This is a genomic window from Pseudonocardia wallangbongensis, assembly GCF_054486945.1.
Window position 1 is genome coordinate 891,382 of sequence record NZ_JBRERS010000002.1, and the last position, 15,828, is coordinate 907,209.

General features: G+C 74.2%; 18 protein-coding genes. 5 read left to right on the plus strand and 13 right to left on the minus strand.

Annotated features, from left to right (window positions below):
- Positions 1–5: 5 nt before the first annotated feature.
- On the plus strand, positions 6–1,388 hold the full coding sequence (eccD, locus tag ACU436_RS10595; RefSeq protein WP_459024042.1) for a type VII secretion integral membrane protein EccD: 1,383 nt from the start codon (positions 6–8) through the stop codon (positions 1,386–1,388).
- Complete coding sequence (gene mycP / locus ACU436_RS10600) at positions 1,385–2,770, plus strand: type VII secretion-associated serine protease mycosin (RefSeq protein WP_459024044.1); 1,386 nt, start codon at positions 1,385–1,387, stop codon at positions 2,768–2,770. Before eccD ends, mycP begins: the two co-directional genes overlap by 4 nt.
- Positions 2,771–2,805: 35 nt before the next feature.
- Here mycP and eccB read toward each other — a convergent pair whose 3' ends face one another.
- The 13 genes from eccB to infA form a co-directional block, all read right to left on the minus strand.
- The gene (eccB, locus tag ACU436_RS10605) at positions 2,806–4,242 is read right to left on the minus strand and encodes a type VII secretion protein EccB (RefSeq protein ID WP_459024046.1); all 1,437 of its coding nucleotides are present in this window, start codon (positions 4,240–4,242) and stop codon (positions 2,806–2,808) included.
- Positions 4,243–4,335: 93 nt separating this feature from the next.
- Positions 4,336–5,280, minus strand: coding sequence for an isopenicillin N synthase family dioxygenase (locus ACU436_RS10610; RefSeq protein WP_459024047.1), 945 nt, complete (start codon positions 5,278–5,280; stop codon positions 4,336–4,338).
- On the minus strand, positions 5,277–5,732 hold the full coding sequence (locus tag ACU436_RS10615) for a nucleoside deaminase (RefSeq protein WP_459024049.1): 456 nt from the start codon (positions 5,730–5,732) through the stop codon (positions 5,277–5,279). The genes ACU436_RS10610 and ACU436_RS10615 overlap by 4 nt, the downstream gene beginning before the upstream one ends.
- A 5-nt stretch (positions 5,733–5,737) precedes the next feature.
- Positions 5,738–7,156 (minus strand): purine-cytosine permease family protein, encoded by a 1,419-nt coding sequence (locus ACU436_RS10620; RefSeq protein ID WP_459024051.1) that lies wholly within the window; start codon positions 7,154–7,156, stop codon positions 5,738–5,740.
- A 52-nt stretch (positions 7,157–7,208) separates the two neighbouring features.
- A complete protein-coding gene (locus ACU436_RS10625; protein ID WP_459024053.1) occupies positions 7,209–7,457 on the minus strand; it encodes a hypothetical protein in 249 nt (82 codons plus the stop codon).
- Positions 7,458–7,621: 164 nt separating this feature from the next.
- The gene (gene truA, locus ACU436_RS10630) at positions 7,622–8,470 is read right to left on the minus strand and encodes a tRNA pseudouridine(38-40) synthase TruA (protein WP_459024329.1); all 849 of its coding nucleotides are present in this window, start codon (positions 8,468–8,470) and stop codon (positions 7,622–7,624) included.
- A gap of 14 nt (positions 8,471–8,484) precedes the next feature.
- Positions 8,485–9,222 (minus strand): 50S ribosomal protein L17, sunset domain variant, encoded by a 738-nt coding sequence (gene rplQ, locus ACU436_RS10635; RefSeq protein WP_459024055.1) that lies wholly within the window; start codon positions 9,220–9,222, stop codon positions 8,485–8,487.
- Positions 9,223–9,224: 2 nt separating this feature from the next.
- Positions 9,225–10,268 (minus strand): DNA-directed RNA polymerase subunit alpha, encoded by a 1,044-nt coding sequence (locus ACU436_RS10640; RefSeq protein WP_459024056.1) that lies wholly within the window; start codon positions 10,266–10,268, stop codon positions 9,225–9,227.
- Between the two features lie 91 nt (positions 10,269–10,359).
- A complete protein-coding gene (rpsD, locus tag ACU436_RS10645; protein WP_459024058.1) occupies positions 10,360–10,965 on the minus strand; it encodes a 30S ribosomal protein S4 in 606 nt (201 codons plus the stop codon).
- 19 nt (positions 10,966–10,984) lie between these two features.
- Positions 10,985–11,392, minus strand: a complete 408-nt coding sequence (rpsK, locus tag ACU436_RS10650) for a 30S ribosomal protein S11 (protein ID WP_459024060.1) — start codon at positions 11,390–11,392, stop codon at positions 10,985–10,987.
- Positions 11,392–11,772: a 30S ribosomal protein S13 gene (gene rpsM, locus ACU436_RS10655; RefSeq protein ID WP_459024062.1), complete on the minus strand. Its 381-nt coding sequence runs from the start codon at positions 11,770–11,772 to the stop codon at positions 11,392–11,394. The genes rpsK and rpsM overlap by 1 nt, the downstream gene beginning before the upstream one ends.
- A 154-nt stretch (positions 11,773–11,926) precedes the next feature.
- On the minus strand, positions 11,927–12,040 hold the full coding sequence (gene rpmJ, locus ACU436_RS10660; RefSeq protein WP_010148647.1) for a 50S ribosomal protein L36: 114 nt from the start codon (positions 12,038–12,040) through the stop codon (positions 11,927–11,929).
- Between the two features lie 31 nt (positions 12,041–12,071).
- Positions 12,072–12,293, minus strand: a complete 222-nt coding sequence (infA, locus tag ACU436_RS10665; RefSeq protein ID WP_028929190.1) for a translation initiation factor IF-1 — start codon at positions 12,291–12,293, stop codon at positions 12,072–12,074.
- Positions 12,294–12,555: 262 nt separating this feature from the next.
- On the opposite strand from infA, the gene ACU436_RS10670 reads away from it, so the two are divergent.
- The 3 genes from ACU436_RS10670 (at position 12,556) to ACU436_RS10680 (ending at position 15,780) form a co-directional block, all read left to right on the plus strand.
- Positions 12,556–13,812 carry an MFS transporter gene (locus ACU436_RS10670; RefSeq protein WP_459024066.1) on the plus strand — a complete coding sequence of 419 codons (1,257 nt, stop codon included), beginning with the start codon at positions 12,556–12,558 and terminating at the stop codon, positions 13,810–13,812.
- Positions 13,813–13,909: 97 nt separating this feature from the next.
- Positions 13,910–14,866 carry an NAD-dependent epimerase/dehydratase family protein gene (locus ACU436_RS10675; protein ID WP_459024068.1) on the plus strand — a complete coding sequence of 319 codons (957 nt, stop codon included), beginning with the start codon at positions 13,910–13,912 and terminating at the stop codon, positions 14,864–14,866.
- Entirely contained in the window at positions 14,863–15,780 is a 918-nt protein-coding gene (locus ACU436_RS10680) for an RNA polymerase sigma-70 factor (protein ID WP_459024070.1), read from the plus strand. The genes ACU436_RS10675 and ACU436_RS10680 overlap by 4 nt, the downstream gene beginning before the upstream one ends.
- Positions 15,781–15,828 lie beyond the last annotated feature (48 nt).

Consider the following 15,828-nt stretch of genomic DNA (forward strand, 5'->3'; position numbering starts at 1 on the left):
CCACCATGCTCACGGCAGGTCAGGAGGCGGTGTACCGCGCGCCGTACCGCCACCTCACCGTGCTCGCGCCGCGCGCCACCGTCGATGTCGCGCTGCCCGCCGACGTGCCGGTGGCCGAGCTGGTCCCGATGATGCTCGACCTGGTCGGTGAGCCGATCTTCGGTGTGCGGCCGGTGCCGTGGCGGCTCACGGGCGCGGCGGGCGCCCCGCTTCCGCCCGGGGCCTCGCTCGCCGAGCTGGGCGTGCCGGACGGCGAGCTGCTGCGCCTCGCGCCGGACGTCCAGCCACCGCCGCCACCCGTGTTCGACGACCCGGTCGACGAGCTCGCCTCCGGAGCGGGCAGCGCGGCCCGCGACGACCGCAGGTTCTCCGCCGCGGCGGTGCTGCTGGTCGCCGTGGCGGGGGCCGCGCTGCTCGCGGTGGGCTCCACCGACACGGCGGTGCTGCGCGCGGTGGCCGCCACGCTCGCGGCAGGGGTGGCGGTGGGCCTCGCGGCGCGGTCGGCCCGGGTGGAGCCGGATGCCCACACCCACCTCGCGGGGTGCACCGCGGCGCTCGCGGCCGGGCCGTTCGCCGCAGCGGCCGGCTGGGCGGCTCTTCCCGGCTCCTCCGCCGCGGCGCGGCTGCTGCTCGCCGCCGTGGCCGCAGGCACTGTGGCCGCGGCCGCACAGCTCGCGCTCCGGGTGGTGGCCCCTGCGCTCGTCGCCGTCGTGGTGGCGGCCGTGCCCGTGGGGCTGGGCGCGGTGGCCGTGTTGCGGTTCGAGAGCCCGCCCTCGTCCGTCGCGGCGGCGGTGGGGGCGCTCGCCGTGGCGGTCGGGCCGGTGCTGCCCCGCGTCGCGCTGCGGTTGTCGGGGCTGCCCCGCCCGGTGGTACCGGCCGACGGCGCCGATCTGGTGGACGCCGACCGCGGCCCCGACGTCCTGCCGCCGGACGAGTTCGCCGAGCGCTCCGACCTCGCCCGCGGCTACCTCGCGGGCCTCGCGGGCGGGTGCGCCGCCGTGGCCGTCGCGGGTGCGCTCCCGGCCGCGGCCGCGGGCGGTTGGGCCGGGCCCGCGCTGGCCTGCGTGATCATCGCGGTGCTCGCCCTGCGGTCTCGCGGCTTCGCCGACCCCGTTCCGTCGCACACGCTGCTCGGCTGCGCGGTCGTCGGCCTGGTGGGCCTCGCGATCCTCACGGCCGTCCGGCCCGAGCCACTGGCACGGCTGGTCGCGGTGGGGGTCCTGCTCGCGGTGGTCGGGCTCGGCCTCGTCGCGGTCGGGCGGAGCGGCCCGGCAGGCTCCCCGGTGTCGCGGCGCGCGATCGACCTGCTCGACATGGTTCTCGTCGCCGCTGCCGTGCCGCTGGCACTCGCGGCGATGGACCTCTTCCGGCTCGTCCGCGGGCTGTGAGCCCGCGCGCCCGGCTCGGGCACGTGGCGGCGGCGGCGCTCGTCTGCGTCGCCACGGTCACGGGCGTGCCGGATGCCCCACCGGCGGCGGCCGGGACCGCCCCGGCCTCCCTGGCCCGAACCGCCGCACCCGGCCCCACCGGGGACCCCGCGCCGCCCGGGCCGCCGCTCGTCATCCGCGTGGCCCCGCCCCCGGGCCGGCGGCCGGGTCCGGCGCCGGGGATCCGGGCGGCCGCGCGCTGCACTCCGCCCCGCGCCGACCCGTCGGGCGTCCCGTCGGGCCGGGGCAGCGTCGCCGCGCGCCTGCGCCTCGCCGACCTGCGGCAGCTCGCCACCGGGCGGGGCCAGGTGATCGCCGTGATCGACACCGGGATCGCCCCGCACCCGCTGCTCGGCTCCCGGTTGCGCGGCGGGGGCGACTACCTCACCGGCGGCGACGGCCTCGACGACTGCGACGGCCACGGCACCGCCGTCGCCGGGCTGATCGCCGCCGGCCCGGTCCGCGGCGGCCGCTCCACCACGCCCGTCGGGATCGCACCGGACGCGCAGCTGCTCGCGATCCGGCAGTCGAGCCCCTCGTTCGACGTACCCGCACCGGGCGGCGGGCGGCGCGCGGCCGGCGACACCGCCACCCTCGCCGAGGCGGTGATGCTCGCCGTCCGCTCGGGCGCGGACGTCGTCAACATCTCGGAGGCCGTCTGCCTGCCCGCGGCACGCGCCGCCGAGGCGGGCGGCACGATGCAGGCCGCGTTGCGGGCCGCCGCCGCAGCCGACGTCGTGGTGGTCGCCGCCGCGGGCAACGTCGGGTCCGGTTCCTGCGCCGCGGACGCCCGCGACCAGGTCGCCCTGCCCGGCTGGTACGACGCGGACGTCCTGACGGTCGGCGCGGTCGGCCCCGACGACACCCCGGCCCCGTTCACGATGCCCGGACCGTGGGTCGACGTGGCGGCGCCCGGCACCGGGCTGCGCTCGCTCGCGGTGGGCGGCGGCACCACCGGCGGCCTGGACGGCACCAGCTTCGCGGCGCCGTGGGTGGCGGGCCTCGCCGCGCTGGTCCGCGAGCGGTTCCCCGAGCTCAGCGCGTCCGAGGTCGCGGATCGCATCGCGGCCACCGCGCGCAGGGCGCCCGGCGACGCCGGCTCGCTGGGCCACGGCGTGGTGGACCCGTTCGCCGCGCTCACCGCCGTGCCCGCCCACCTCACCCCCGACCCTGAGGGCCTCGCGAACGCCGCCGCGCTCGCGGCCGACCTCCCCGGCGCCCAGCCCTCTCCCGGCGAGCGGCCGGCCCCCGACAGCCCGCTGGACCTGCTGGCGGCAGCGGCCTTGCTCGCGGCGGCGGGCGTCACGATCGCGGTGCTCCGCCGCCGCCCGAACCGCAGGTAGCGCCGCAACCGGCGCCCTGTCCGACGAACGCGCCGCTAGCCGGCCGGGAGCACATCGACCACCTGCCCGGCGGCGCCCACGTCCAGGGGCGGGCCCGTCGGCAGCAGGCGCAGGGCGGCCTCCGGGGCCGGCTCCGCCGCGGTGATCCCCAGCGCTGCGGCCGTGGCCTCGTCGGCCACGCCGTGGGCCACACCGCTGCCGGACACGAGCCACAACGCCCCGGTGCCCGGCTCGCTGCCCTGGCTGGTGGCCCGCACCGGGCCGCCGGGCCCGACGGCCACCGCGTCGAGCCGGTCGCCGGCCCCGTCGGCCTGCGCGAGCGCCACCGGGACCACCCCCGCCAGGGGCGGCGCCGCGGCCGTCCGGACGGCGCCGCCCGGCTCGCCGTCGGCGGCCCAGGTCCAGCAGAGCACGGGTGCTTCGGCGGCCTCCACCAGCCGCGGGGCGACGTCCGGCCAGCCCGTGACCGGAAGCTCGTCGACGACGGCGGCGCCGGCCAGTTCCGCGGCACCGACCGGCTGCGGCTCGCGCGACTCCGAGGCCGCGCCCAGCAGCTCGGCCAGCACCGCGGGCACCTCCTGCACACCGTCGGCGAGCACCACGTAGTGCTGCACGGCGCCACCGGGAGGGCGGGCGACCAGCACGTCGCCGATCCGGCCCGGCAGCCCGTCGGGCGCCCGCCGGCCACGCCCGGGCACGGCCGGGTCGACGAGCGGTGGACCCTCTGGCAGGAGCGGCAGCAGGGCCGGTGACACCGCCCGCGGCACCCGTCCGGTGATCCCCAGCACCGCGGCGGCCCGGCCGTCCTCGGCGTCGACGCGGTGCCGACGGCCTGCCGTGACGAGCCACGTGCTCCCGTCGGCGTCGAGCAGCACGCTCTCCTCGGCCGGGCCGGGCGCGAGCGGGGCTGCGCCGCCGATCACCGTGGTGGCCACGAGCGTCCCGTCGGGCGTCACGGAGTCGCAGACGGCCCAGCTCGGCGGCACCGGCGGCCCGCCCGGCCGCACGCCGAGCGCGCCGGGGACGGCCGCGGCCGGTGTGCGCGGGGCGCCGTCGAGGAGGGGGTCCGGGACGGGGACCGGAGTGGCGGTGGCCGGGTCGACGTCCGTGCTCCCGCCGGCCCGGAGCGCGGCGAGCACGAGCCGGGCCGCAGGCAGGTTCGCCACCGGGACGAGCCGGTCCGGGTCGTGCGCCACCGCGTACATGGCCCCGGAACCCATGCCGACGACCACGGCCTGGTGGGTCCAGTTCGGCCGCGGCGACACGGCCGCGAGCACGGCGGCCACGCACAGGCCGAGCAGGCCGAGCACGACACCGACCAGCGCCGCACGCCGCTGGGACCGGATCTGCTCGTGCAGGGGCACCGGGTCGCCCCGCACCAGCGCCGCCTCGAGCCGCCGGAGGCCGAACCGGTAGGCGTCGGCCTGGTCGCGGGTGGCGGGCGCCGGCACGCCGTTCGCTCGGCGGGACACGGGCCGACGGTAGCGGCGGGACCCGTCCCGGCGTGGGCGTTCGGGGGAATCCGCGGACGGGCCCCAACCGCACCGTGAGCGAGAGCGGCCTGCTCAGCCGATGGAGATCGCGTCCAACCGCTCGCGCAGGAACGGCGCCGACACCACCGGCTCGAGGTCCGCCCGCCGCCCCAGCGGGGGTACGAGCGGGGTGACCAGCGCGTCGTGGTCGAGCTCGAAGAAGAACACCAGCGAGACGAGCTCCTCGTTCGGGGCGTCCGGCTGGGGCGGGAGCACCCGGTGCCGGCCCGAACGCCAGCGCAGCCCGGTCCAGTGGGCGAGCAGGTCGCCGATGTTGACGGTGAACGCGGCCGGGTCGTAGGGGGCGTCCCTCCAGCCCGCCCCCTCGACGTCGACCTGGAGGCCACCCGCGCCCGGCTCGCGGTCCAGCACGGTGACCGTGCCGAAGTCGGTGTGGGCGCCGATCCGGAACTGGCCCGGCACGGGCTCACCGACCTCGGTGAGCGGCGGGTAGCGGTTGATGTTGAACGTCCAGGTCGGGTGGTTCGCGAGGGCGGTCAGGGCGTCGCGCGGCAGGCCGAGCGCGGCGGCGCACAGCTCCAGCAGCTCACGGGACACGGCGGTCATCGCCGAGACGTAGCGGCCGACCGCGTCGCGCAGCTCCGGGACCTCCGCGGGCCACACGTTCGGTGGGAACCACACCGCGTCGACGGCCGGATCACCGGTGGGGGTCTCCGGGCCCACCGCGAACGACTCCTTGAGGTCCGGCGGGGTCTCCACGCCCTCGACGTTGCCGTTGGCCTCCACACCGGGCGCGAGCCAGCCCCGGCCGCCGATCCGCACGGCGTAGCGCTGCTTGACCTCGGTGGGGAGCGCGAAGAACCGCCGGGCGGCGGCCCGGACCTCCGCACGCAGCGCGTCGTCGACGCCGTGCCCGGCCGCGAGCAGGAACCCGGCCCGCTGCAGCGCCTCGTCGACGGTCGGGCCGATCGCCGGGTCGCCCGCGCGCCAGGCCGCCATGTCGATGTTGGGGATCATGAAGGGGCCTCTCCGATGTCCTCGTACCAGAGCTCGGGGTGGGTGGCGATGAAGTCGGTCATGAGCGCGACGCAGCGCTCGTCGTCGAGCATCGTGACGGTCACCCCGTGCTCGGCGAGCCAGTCGTGACCGCCGGAGAACGTGCGCGCCTCGCCGACCACCACCGCCCCGATCCCGAACTGGCGCACGAGCCCCGAGCAGTACCAGCAGGGCGAGAGCGTGGTGACCATCACCGTGCCGCGGTAGTCCCGCTGCCGGCCCGCGGCGCGGAAGGCGGCCGTCTCGGCGTGCATCGACGGGTCGTCGTCCTGCACGCGCCGGTTGTGCCCGCGGCCCAGCAGGGTGCCGTCGGCGGCGAACAGCGCAGCCCCGATCGGGATGCCGCCCTCGTCGAGGCCGGCCTTCGCCTCGTCGAGCGCGACGTCGAGCAGCGTGCCGGGGTCGGGAGCCACGGGCCTCACCCTCCGGCCCCCGTGGTGTTCACCGCAACCCGCCGGAAGAGCAGCGCGTACAGCCCGGCCGCCAGCACGAAGCCGACCACGAACGTCACGTCGCCCACTCCGGGCACGAGCGCGGGCACCAGGCCCGTGAACAACGCCTGGTTCGAGAACAGCGGCACGGACACGACGATGCCGGCCAGCAGCGCGACGAGGCCGGCGTGGTTGCGGTAGCCGCGGTCGTAGAGCATCCCGACCGGCAGCCCGCCCCGGCGCAGGTACTGGTCGGTGAGCACGACACCGAGCCAGGGCCCGATCCAGTAGACGATGACGAGCAGGAACGCCTCGTAGCTGTGGGCGGCATCGGCGAGCGCCACCAGCGCGATCACGAACCCGACCACCCCGAAGGCCACCGCCACCACCGCACGTGCCCAGCGCAGCGGCACGTCCACACCCGCGCTGAGGAAGGCCATCGCGCCCGAGTAGACGTTCAGCACGTTGGCGGCCACCGCGCCGAGGGCGATCGCGAGCAGGGTGAGCGCCGCGAGCGCGCCCGGCAGCACGCCGACGAACGCGGTGGCCGGGTTGTCCGACGCCATGCCGGCGGCCGCGGTTGCGCTGACCGACGCCGCGCCGACGATCATCAGCACGGTCGTCGACCCGAAGAGTCCCAGCCCGGCGGCGAGGCCGGTGCGTGGCCGCGAGGAGTCTGCGGGCAGGTAGCGCGCGTAGTCGGCCGCGTACGGGGTCCAGCCCGCGGTGTACCCGACGACCGCGCCGACGGTCAGCAGGAACCCGCCGAGCCCACCGGTGCCGCCGCCCTCGGGCACGAAGGACGGGTCGGACCGCGCGAGCACGATCACCGCGCCGATCGCGAACACGATCGCGAGAGCCGGGAACGCGAACCGTTCGAACGCCTGCACGAGGTTGTGCCCGAAGAAGGCGACCGCGATCTGCACGAGCACGACGACGACCAGCCAGGCCGGGGCCGGCCAGCCGGTGAGGGACTCCAGCGCGAACGCGGCGCTGACGCTGTTGACAGCGAACCAGCCGAAGCCGGACGTGATCGTCATCAGCGCGGACGGAACGGCGTTTCCGCGGTACCCGAACGCCGCCCGGCCGAGGACCATCTGCGGCACGCCGACCGACGGGGCGCGCGCCGACAGCATCCCGTGGGCCAGCGCCGAGAGCCCGTTGCCGAGCAGGATGGCGGCGACGGCCTGCGGGAACGTCAGCCCGAACGCCGACACGGACAGGACACCGACGAAGACGGTGGCGAACTCGAGGTTCGGCGACGTCCACGTCCAGAACAGCTGGCGGGGCCGGCCGTGCCGTTCGGCGGCCGGGATGGGCTCGTTCCCACCGGGCTCGACGGCGGTCACCCTATCGCCGTACTTGCGGTCCTCGGCGGTGGCAGCGGGTGAGGGCTCGGCAGTCACCCGATCACTCTCGACCAGGTGATGCCGCCGAGGCAACGCCTCGGCTCGACGGTTAACGCCGAAGTTCGTTGTCGGAGACGACGGTGAGGTCGAGTGCCCGCAGGATGGCCTGCATCTGCTCCGCGGCGGGCCGTCCGCGGCGCTCCCGCAGCTGACGTACGGCCTGGTCGAGCTGTGCCGACGTGACCGTGCGCGGAGCGACGGCGGGCGCGGGCCGGCAGTCGACTTCCAGGGAGACGCTCTCGCAGGCGGCGGTGGTGGGATCCAGCTCCTCCAGCCGGACCTCAGGCATCGTCGTCAAGGCGTCTCCGTTCGCCGGGTGCGCAACAGGTGAGGCTCGATCTATCGGGTGAAACGATAAGGTCCGCGTCACCGTACGTGTTGTCCCCCTTCGTGTGAATTGCGCACGGGGAAACTCCAAGTGACACCTGGAGGGGGCCGGCGAACGTAACCCGTTCGGCCTAGTCAGCTCTCAGGTCGGGTGCGCAGCCGCCGCGTGGCGTGCGCGCGGGCCGCGAGTTCGGTCGCCGGCGGGTAGTCCACCGCCACCAACGTGAGTCCGTGGGCCGGAGCCACCGGCACCTCGCTCGCCCGCTCCGAACGGAGCAGCAGCCCGGCGGGCCAGCCCGCCACCCGCCGGCCCCGCCCGACGTCCAGCAGCGCGCCGACGAGGCTGCGCACCATCGAGTGGCAGAACGCGTCGGCCGCCACGGTGGCCTGCACCACACCGTCGGCACCGCGGGTCCAGGTGAGCTCCTGCAGCGCCCGCACGGTGGTGGCACCCTCCCGCCGCTTGCAGAACGCCGCGAAGTCGTGCTCCCCCAGCAGGCCGTCCGAGGCGGCCTGCACGGCCTCGACGTCGAGCGGGTGGGGCCAGGCGAGCGTGTCCCGGGCGCGCAGCGGCTCGGCGCCGTGCGCGGCCGTCGCGACCCGGTAGCGATAGTGGCGGCGCAGCGCGGAGAAGCGCGCGTCGAACGCCTCGGGCACGGGGGTGACGGCCCGCACGCGCACGTCCGGCGGCAGGAGCCGGGCGAGCCGGCGCACCAACCACGCCGGATCCAGCGTTCCCGGGAGGTCGGCATGGGCGACCTGACCTGCGGCGTGGACGCCGGCGTCGGTGCGCCCGGCGACGGTGAGCGCCACCGGCTCGCGCAGCACGACGCCGAGCGCGTCCTCGAGCACCCCGCACACGGTGCGGCGGCCGGGCTGGCGCGCCCACCCGGAGAAGTCCGTGCCGTCGTAGGCGATGTCGAGCCGGAACCGCCGGCCCGGAACGCCGACGAGCCCGCCACCCCGGGGGGCGGCGGGCTCGATCGGAGGATGCGCGATCAGGACTCCTCGGAGTCGGAGTCCTCACGCTGGGCGGCAGGCAGCTGGAAACCGGCGGCCTCGGCGGCCTCCGGCGTGGCGAACCAGACCTCGGCCACGGTGCGGGCGTAGTGCGACGACCCGGGCACGTGGTACAGCTTCGAGTCCTCGTTGCCCTTGATCGGGAAACCCTCCGGGGCCTCGGCCGCGTCCTCCAGCGGGGCGTGGCTGCCCTCGCCGTACGGCGAGTCCTCGGTGGAGGAGCTCTCCTCGACGGCCTCGGTGGCCTCGGCCGCGGTGTCCTCCGCGGGCGCGGGCTCCTCGGCGGGTGCCGGGGTAGCGGCCTTCTGCTGCTGCGACGCCGCGACCCGGCGGGCCCGGTCGGCCTCGTCGGCGACGGTCTTCTGCGAGACCAGCTCGATCACCGCCATCGGGGCGTTGTCGCCCTTGCGCGGCAGCGTCTTGGTGATCCGCGTGTACCCGCCGTTGCGATCCGAGAAGAACGGGCCGATCTCCTCGATCAGCCGGTGCACGACATCCTTGCGCCGGATCACCTTGAGGATCTCGCGGCGGTTGTGCAGGTCGCCCCGCTTCGCCTTGGTGATCAGCCGCTCCGCGTACGGACGCAGCCGGCGCGCCTTCGCCTCGGTGGTGGTGATCCGACCGTGCTCGAAGAGCGCCGTGGCCAGGTTGGCCAGGATCAGCCGCTGGTGCGCGGGCGACCCGCCGAGGCGGGGCCCCTTGGTGGGCTGAGGCATGGCTACAGCTGCTCCGTTTCTGCGTAGTCCTGGCCGTCGTCCCCGAAGCGGTCGGGGTCGAACGCCTCGGACCCGTACTCGACGGCGGCGGCCGACGGGTCGAATCCGGGCGGGCTGTCCTTCAGGGCCAGGCCGAGGCCGACGAGCTTCATCTTGACCTCGTCGATGGACTTGGCACCGAAGTTGCGGATGTCGAGCAGGTCGGCCTCGCTGCGGCCCACCAGCTCGCCGACCGTGTGGATGCCCTCGCGCTTGAGGCAGTTGTAGGAGCGGACGGTGAGGTCCAGCTCCTCGATCGGCATCGCGAAGGCCGCGATGGTGTCGGCCTCCTGCGGCGACGGGCCGATCTCGATGCCCTCGGCGTCGACGTTGAGCTCGCGGGCGAGCCCGAACAGCTCCACCAGGGTCTTGCCGGCCGAGGCCAGCGCGTCCCGCGGGGTGATCGACGGCTTGGTCTCGACGTCGAGCACCAGCTTGTCGAAGTCGGTGCGCTGCTCGACGCGGGTGGCCTCGACCTTGTAGGTCACCTTGAGCACCGGCGAGTAGATCGAGTCGACCGGGATGCGGCCGATCTCGGCGCCGGTGGCCTTGTTCTGCATGGCCGGCACGTAGCCGCGACCCCGCTCGACGACGAGCTCCACCTCGAGGCGGCCCTTGTCGTTCAGGGTGGCGATGTGCAGGTCGGGGTTGTGCACGGTGACACCGGCCGGCGGCACGATGTCGCCCGCGGTGACGGTGCCAGGGCCCTGCTTGCGCAGGTACATGGTGACCGGCTCGTCCTCCTCGGAGCTGACGACCAGCTCCTTGAGGTTCAGGATGATGTCGGTGACGTCCTCCTTGACCCCGGGCACGGTGGTGAACTCGTGCAGGACGCCGTCGATGCGGATGCTCGTGACGGCGGCGCCGGGGATGGACGAGAGCAGCGTGCGCCGGAGCGAGTTGCCCAGCGTGTAGCCGAAGCCCGGCTCCAGCGGCTCGATGACGAACCGGGAACGGGTGTCGACGACCGTGTCCTCGGCCAATGAGGGGCGCTGAGAGATCAGCATGGGTGTGGTGCCTCCTTCAGGCCTGCGGCAACCGCTATTTGATGCCGCAGCATGCCCCGGCTCCACCCTGCGGAGCCGGGGAGTTCGAGCGCTACTTGGAGTAGAGCTCGACGATCAGCTGCTCGTTGACCTGCGTGTCGATCTGGGCCCGCTCGGGGAGCTGGTGCACCAGGATGCGCAGGCTCGAGGGGACCACCTGGAGCCAGGCCGGGACCGGGCGGTCACCGAGGAGCTCCTTGGCGATGATGAACGGGTCGGTGCCGAGCGACTTGGGCCGCACGTCGATGATGTCGAACCTCGACACCCGGTAGCTGGGGATGTTCACCTTCTCGCCGTTGACGAGGAAGTGACCGTGAGCCACCAGCTGGCGGGCCATCCGCCGGGTGCGGGCGAGGCCCGACCGGTACACGACGTTGTCGAGCCGGGACTCGAGGATCTGCAGCAGGTTGTCGCCGGTCTTGCCCTGGCGGCGGTTGGCCTCGACGTAGTAGCGGCTGAACTGCCGCTCCAGCACGCCGTAGGCGAACTTCGCCTTCTGCTTCTCCTGCGACTGCAGGAGGAACTCGGTCTCCTTGATCCGGATCCGGCCGTGCTGGCCGGGCGGGTAGGGACGGCGCTCGAACGCCTGGTCGCCGCCGACGAGGTCGACCTTCAGCCGGCGGGACTTGCGGGTCATGGGGCCGGTGTAACGAGCCATCTCTGGTTACTCCCTTTCCCTAGACCCGGCGCCGCTTGGGCGGACGGCAGCCGTTGTGCGGCTGGGGGGTGACGTCGGAGATCGTGCCGACCTCGAGGCCGGCTGCCTGCAGCGAACGGATCGCGGTCTCGCGGCCGGAGCCGGGACCCTTCACGAACACGTCGACCTTCTTCATGCCGTGCTCGGCGGCCTTGCGCGCGGCGCTCTCGGCGGCCATCTGCGCCGCGAACGGCGTCGACTTGCGCGAGCCCTTGAATCCGACGTGGCCCGCGGAGGCCCACGCGATCACGGCACCGGCCGGGTCGGTGATGGAGACGATCGTGTTGTTGAACGTGCTCTTGATGTGGGCCTGGCCCACGGCGATGTTCTTCTTCTCCTTGCGGCGGACCTTCTTGGGCCCGCCCGCGGTGCGACTGCGGGGCGGCATTACTTCTTACCTGCCTTCTTCTTGCCGGCGACCGTCTTCTTCGGTCCCTTGCGGCCGCGGGCGTTGGTCTTGGTGCGCTGGCCGCGCACCGGCAGGCCCCGGCGGTGCCGGATCCCCTGGTAGGCGCCGATCTCGATCTTGCGGCGGATGTCGGCCTGCACCTCCCGGCGCAGGTCGCCCTCGACGCGGAGGTTCGCCTCGATGTACTCGCGGAGGGCGGCCAGATCCTCGTCGGTCAGGTCCTTCGACCGCATGTCCCGGTCGATCCCGGTGGCGGCGAGGATCTGGAGGGAGCGGGTGCGCCCGATCCCGTAGATGTAGGTCAGCGCGATCTCCATCCGCTTGTCGCGGGGGAGGTCGACGCCAGAGAGTCGTGCCATGCGGCGGGTTCTCCTCTGTCGTTTCGCCAGGTCTTCCCAGCGCCCGTCCCGGGTGACTCGTCGTCCGGGCCCCGGCCTGGTTCCGGGGGTGGTGGCGCCCGTGTGGCGCGGTAGGTGCGCTGGGTTCCTCGGTTGTGCTGCGGCTGTCGGGTGATCAGCCCTGACGCTGCTTGTGGCGCAGGTTCTCGCAGATCACCATGACCCGCCCGTGACGGCGGATCACCTTGCACTTGTCGCAGATCTTCTTGACGCTCGGCTGGACCTTCACGTCCGTCGCTCTCTTGTTGGTCAGGTAGTCACTACTTGTAGCGGTAGACGATGCGGCCGCGGGTCAGGTCGTACGGCGACAGCTCGACCACGACCCGGTCCTCGGGGAGGATCCGGATGTAGTGCTGGCGCATCTTGCCGCTGATGTGTGCGAGGACCCGGTGTCCGTTCTCCAGCTCCACGCGGAACATCGCGTTCGGCAGGGGCTCGACGACCCGGCCTTCGACCTCGATCGCCCCGTCCTTCTTGGCCATGTCCTCCGCGTTTCGTGACAGGTGGACGTACTCTTGTTCCGTGCTTGGGCACGTCGCTGCTCCGGGACCGTGAGGTGCGGGAGGCACGACGGAACCGGCGCCAGTAGGCGCGCCGAAAGACCAGTGTACGACCGTTGCATGCGTGCACGCACACGGGGTTGGGCCACACCGCGGTCGTGCCCGAAACCGGATGATCCTGTCGGTGTGCGACGTTACCGTCCCTTGACCTCGACCCGCCTTCATGTAGTCACGTGGAACGGTGATGACCGCACGAGCCACCCGCCTGCCCCGGCCGTTGCGCCCGTTCCGCCACCGGGAGTACCGGCTGCTGGTCACCTCCATGGCGGCGTCGCTGTTCGCGAGCGGGCTGTGGCTCGTCGCCGGCGTCTACCAGGTCATCGCGCTCGGCGGCGGCCCCACCGAGCTCTCGGTCGTGGCCACGGCCACCGCCGTCGGCCTGCTGGTCAGCGCCCTCGGTGGCGGTGTCGCCGCCGACCGGCTGCCCAAGCGGGCCCTCCTGCTCGGCGTCGAGGGCGTCCGGGTCGTCGCGGCCGGCACGGCGGGCCTGCTGGCCGTCACGGGGACGCTTCAGCTGTGGCACCTCGCCGTCATCGCCTTCGTGCTCGGCGCCGCCGAGGCCTTCTTCTTCCCCGCGTACTCGGCGATCCTGCCCACCCTGCTCCCCTCCGACGAGCTGCTCGCCGCCAACGGCGTCGAGGGCACGCTGCGCCCGGTGGCCCAGCAGGCACTGGGCCCGGCCCTCGCCGGCCTGCTGGTCGGAGCGTTCGCCCCGAGCGCCGCACTGCTGCTCGCGGCCGCCATCTACGCGATCGCCGCGATCACGCTCGTGGCGATGCGTCACGTGGCCATCGTGCCCGCGGGCGAACCCACCTCCGTGGTCGGCGACCTCGCCGAGGGCTTCCGCTACCTGTTCCGCACCGGCTGGCTGTTCGCCACGCTGGCCTTCGCCACGTTCTACGTCCTCGTGCTGATCGGGCCGATCGAGGTGCTCCTGCCGTTCGCCGTGCGCGACCAGACCGGCGGCGGGGCCAGCAGCTTCGCGCTCGTCCTCGGCGCGTTCGGGATCGGCGGCGCGGTCGGGTCGATCGTCGTGTCGTCGTGGCGGCTGCCCCGGCGCTACCTCACGGTGATGATCCTCCTGTGGGGAGCGGGCGCCGCCCCGCTCGCACTGATCGGCCTCACCACGCACCTGTGGGTCATGGCGGTCGCCACCTTCGTCGTCGGGTTCACCGGCTCGGCCGCGATGGTCATCTGGGGCACGCTGCTGCAGCGGCGCGTCCCGCCGCACCTGCTCGGGCGCGTCTCCAGCCTCGACTTCTTCGTCTCCCTGGCCCTCATGCCGATCTCGATGGCCGTGGCCGGCCCGGTCGGCGAGCTGCTGGGCGTCCCGATGACGTTCGTGCTGGCCGGGCTCCTGCCGGTGTTCCTCGCCGTCGCCGCGATCCTCGGCTGGCGCCTCCCGGCCGACGAGATCGCCCACCCCCTCGACGCATCCTGAGGCCGGGCAGGTCGCTGCGACGCAGGCCACTGTCACCGGATCCCGTGGTGCCTCGTCTCAGGGGGCAAGGACATCGAGGGAGTGGGAGGAGACCGCGATGCGGATCTTCGTCGCAGGTGGGACGGGGGCGTTGGGCCGGCGGCTGGTGCCGCGGCTGGTGGCGCGCGGGCACGAGGTGACCGCGACCACCCGGAGCGCTGGCAAGGTCGGTGAGCTGCAGGCCCTCGGGGCCCACCCGGTGGTGGTGGACGGGCTGGACGGGGCCGCGGTCGGGCAGGCGGTCGCCGAGGCGCAGCCGGACGCGATCGTGCACCAGATGACCGCGCTCGCCGCGACCGCGGACCTGCGCCGGTTCGACCGCTGGTTCGCCACCACCAACGAGCTGCGCACCGCCGGCACGAGGCACCTGCTCGCCGCGGCGCAGGCGAGCGGTGTCCGGAAGGTCGTCGCGCAGAGCTACATCGGGTGGAACAACAGCCGGACCGGCACGCCGGTCAAGTCCGAGGACGATCCACTCGACCCCGAACCCGCGAAGGCGCAGCGCGAGAGCATGGCGGCCATCCGGTTCCTGGAGCGCGCCGTCACCGAGGCGCCGCTCACCGGGATCGTCCTGCGCTACGGCAACTTCTACGGGCCGGGAGCGTCCGAGTCGATGGTCGAGATGGTCCGCGCACGCAAGATGCCGGTGGTCGGCGCGGGCACGGGGGTGTGGTCGTTCATCCACCTCGACGACGCCGCGACCGCTACGGTCGCCGCTGTGGAGCGGGGCGAGGCGGGCGTCTACAACATCGTCGACGACGAGCCGGCGCCGGTGGCGGAGTGGCTGCCCCACCTCGCCGAGGCCGTGGGCGCGAAGCCGCCGATGCGGCTGCCGGTGTGGCTCGCACGCCCGCTCGCGGGCGAGGTCGTGGTGCGCTGGATGACCGAGGGCCGCGGCTCGTCCAACGAGAAGGCGAAGCGCGAGCTGGACTGGGCACCGGCCTGGGCCGGCTGGCGGGACGGCTTCCGCCACGGGCTGACCGACCCGGTGGCGCCGCAGGAGGCACGCGGATGACCGGTCCCGAGGAGCCGGCGGAGGCGCTGCGCCCGCTGCTGTTCTCGATCGCCTACCGGATGCTCGGCACCGTAAGCGACGCCGAGGACATCGTCCAGGAGACGTTCCTGCGCCACCAGCGGGCGCTCGCGGACGGCACCCGGATCGAGTCGACGCGCGCCTACCTCTCCGCCGTGACCACCCGGCTCGCGATCGACCACCTGCGCTCGGCCCGGGTGCGGCGCGAGTCGTACGTCGGGCAGTGGCTCCCCGAGCCGCTGCTCACCGACGACACCGAGGACCCGGCCGGGCACGCCGAGCAGGCCGACTCGCTGTCGATGGCCTTCCTGCTCGTGCTGGAGCGGCTCAACCCGGTGGAACGGGCCGTCTTCCTGCTCCGCGACGTGTTCGGCTACGGATACGACGAGGTCGCCGGGATCGTCGGCAAGAGCGAGGCGAACAGCCGCCAGCTGGCCACGCGCGCCCGCCGGCACCTCGAGGAGAGCAGGCGGCGGTTCGACGCCTCCCGGCAGGAACAGCAGGAGCTCGCCGAACGGTTCTTCGCCGCGGTCACCGACGGCGACATGGACGAGCTGGTCGACACGCTGGCCGCCGACGTCGTCGTCTACGGGGACGGTGGCGGCAAGGCTCCGCAGTGGATGGTGCCGATCGCCGGGGTCGACAAGGTGTCGCGCCTCTTCGCCGGCGTGGGGCGCCAGATGCGCGAGGCGGGCGTCACGATGCGGCCGCGCGAGATCAACGGGCAGCCGGGGGCGCTGCTGCTCGACCCGGACGGGCAGATCACGAACGTGTTCGTGATCGACGTGGCCGACGGTGCGGTGCAGACGATCCGATCGGTCATCAACCCCGACAAGCTCCAGCACCTGGGGCCCGTCGCCGACGTGCGTGCCCTCATGCGCCGACGGCGGAGCTGACGAACCACCGCACACACCGTCTCCGCACCGCACAGGTTCCCGACCATG

Bases quoted from the DNA above. Each gene is read 5' to 3' on its own strand.
- ACU436_RS10675 (WP_459024068.1), top strand. From the start codon at position 13,910: ATGCGGATCTTCGTCGCAGGTGGGACGGGGGCGTTGGGCCGGCGGCTG.
- rpsM (WP_459024062.1), bottom strand. From the start codon at position 11,772: ATGGCACGACTCTCTGGCGTCGACCTCCCCCGCGACAAGCGGATGGAG.
- ACU436_RS10670 (WP_459024066.1), top strand. From the start codon at position 12,556: ATGACCGCACGAGCCACCCGCCTGCCCCGGCCGTTGCGCCCGTTCCGC.
- ACU436_RS10610 (WP_459024047.1), bottom strand. From the start codon at position 5,280: ATGATCCCCAACATCGACATGGCGGCCTGGCGCGCGGGCGACCCGGCG.
- rpsD (WP_459024058.1), bottom strand. From the start codon at position 10,965: ATGGCTCGTTACACCGGCCCCATGACCCGCAAGTCCCGCCGGCTGAAG.
- eccD (WP_459024042.1), top strand. From the start codon at position 6: ATGCTCACGGCAGGTCAGGAGGCGGTGTACCGCGCGCCGTACCGCCAC.
- infA (WP_028929190.1), bottom strand. From the start codon at position 12,293: ATGGCCAAGAAGGACGGGGCGATCGAGGTCGAAGGCCGGGTCGTCGAG.
- ACU436_RS10680 (WP_459024070.1), top strand. From the start codon at position 14,863: ATGACCGGTCCCGAGGAGCCGGCGGAGGCGCTGCGCCCGCTGCTGTTC.
- rpsK (WP_459024060.1), bottom strand. From the start codon at position 11,392: ATGCCGCCCCGCAGTCGCACCGCGGGCGGGCCCAAGAAGGTCCGCCGC.
- rplQ (WP_459024055.1), bottom strand. From the start codon at position 9,222: ATGCCTCAGCCCACCAAGGGGCCCCGCCTCGGCGGGTCGCCCGCGCAC.
- ACU436_RS10640 (WP_459024056.1), bottom strand. From the start codon at position 10,268: ATGCTGATCTCTCAGCGCCCCTCATTGGCCGAGGACACGGTCGTCGAC.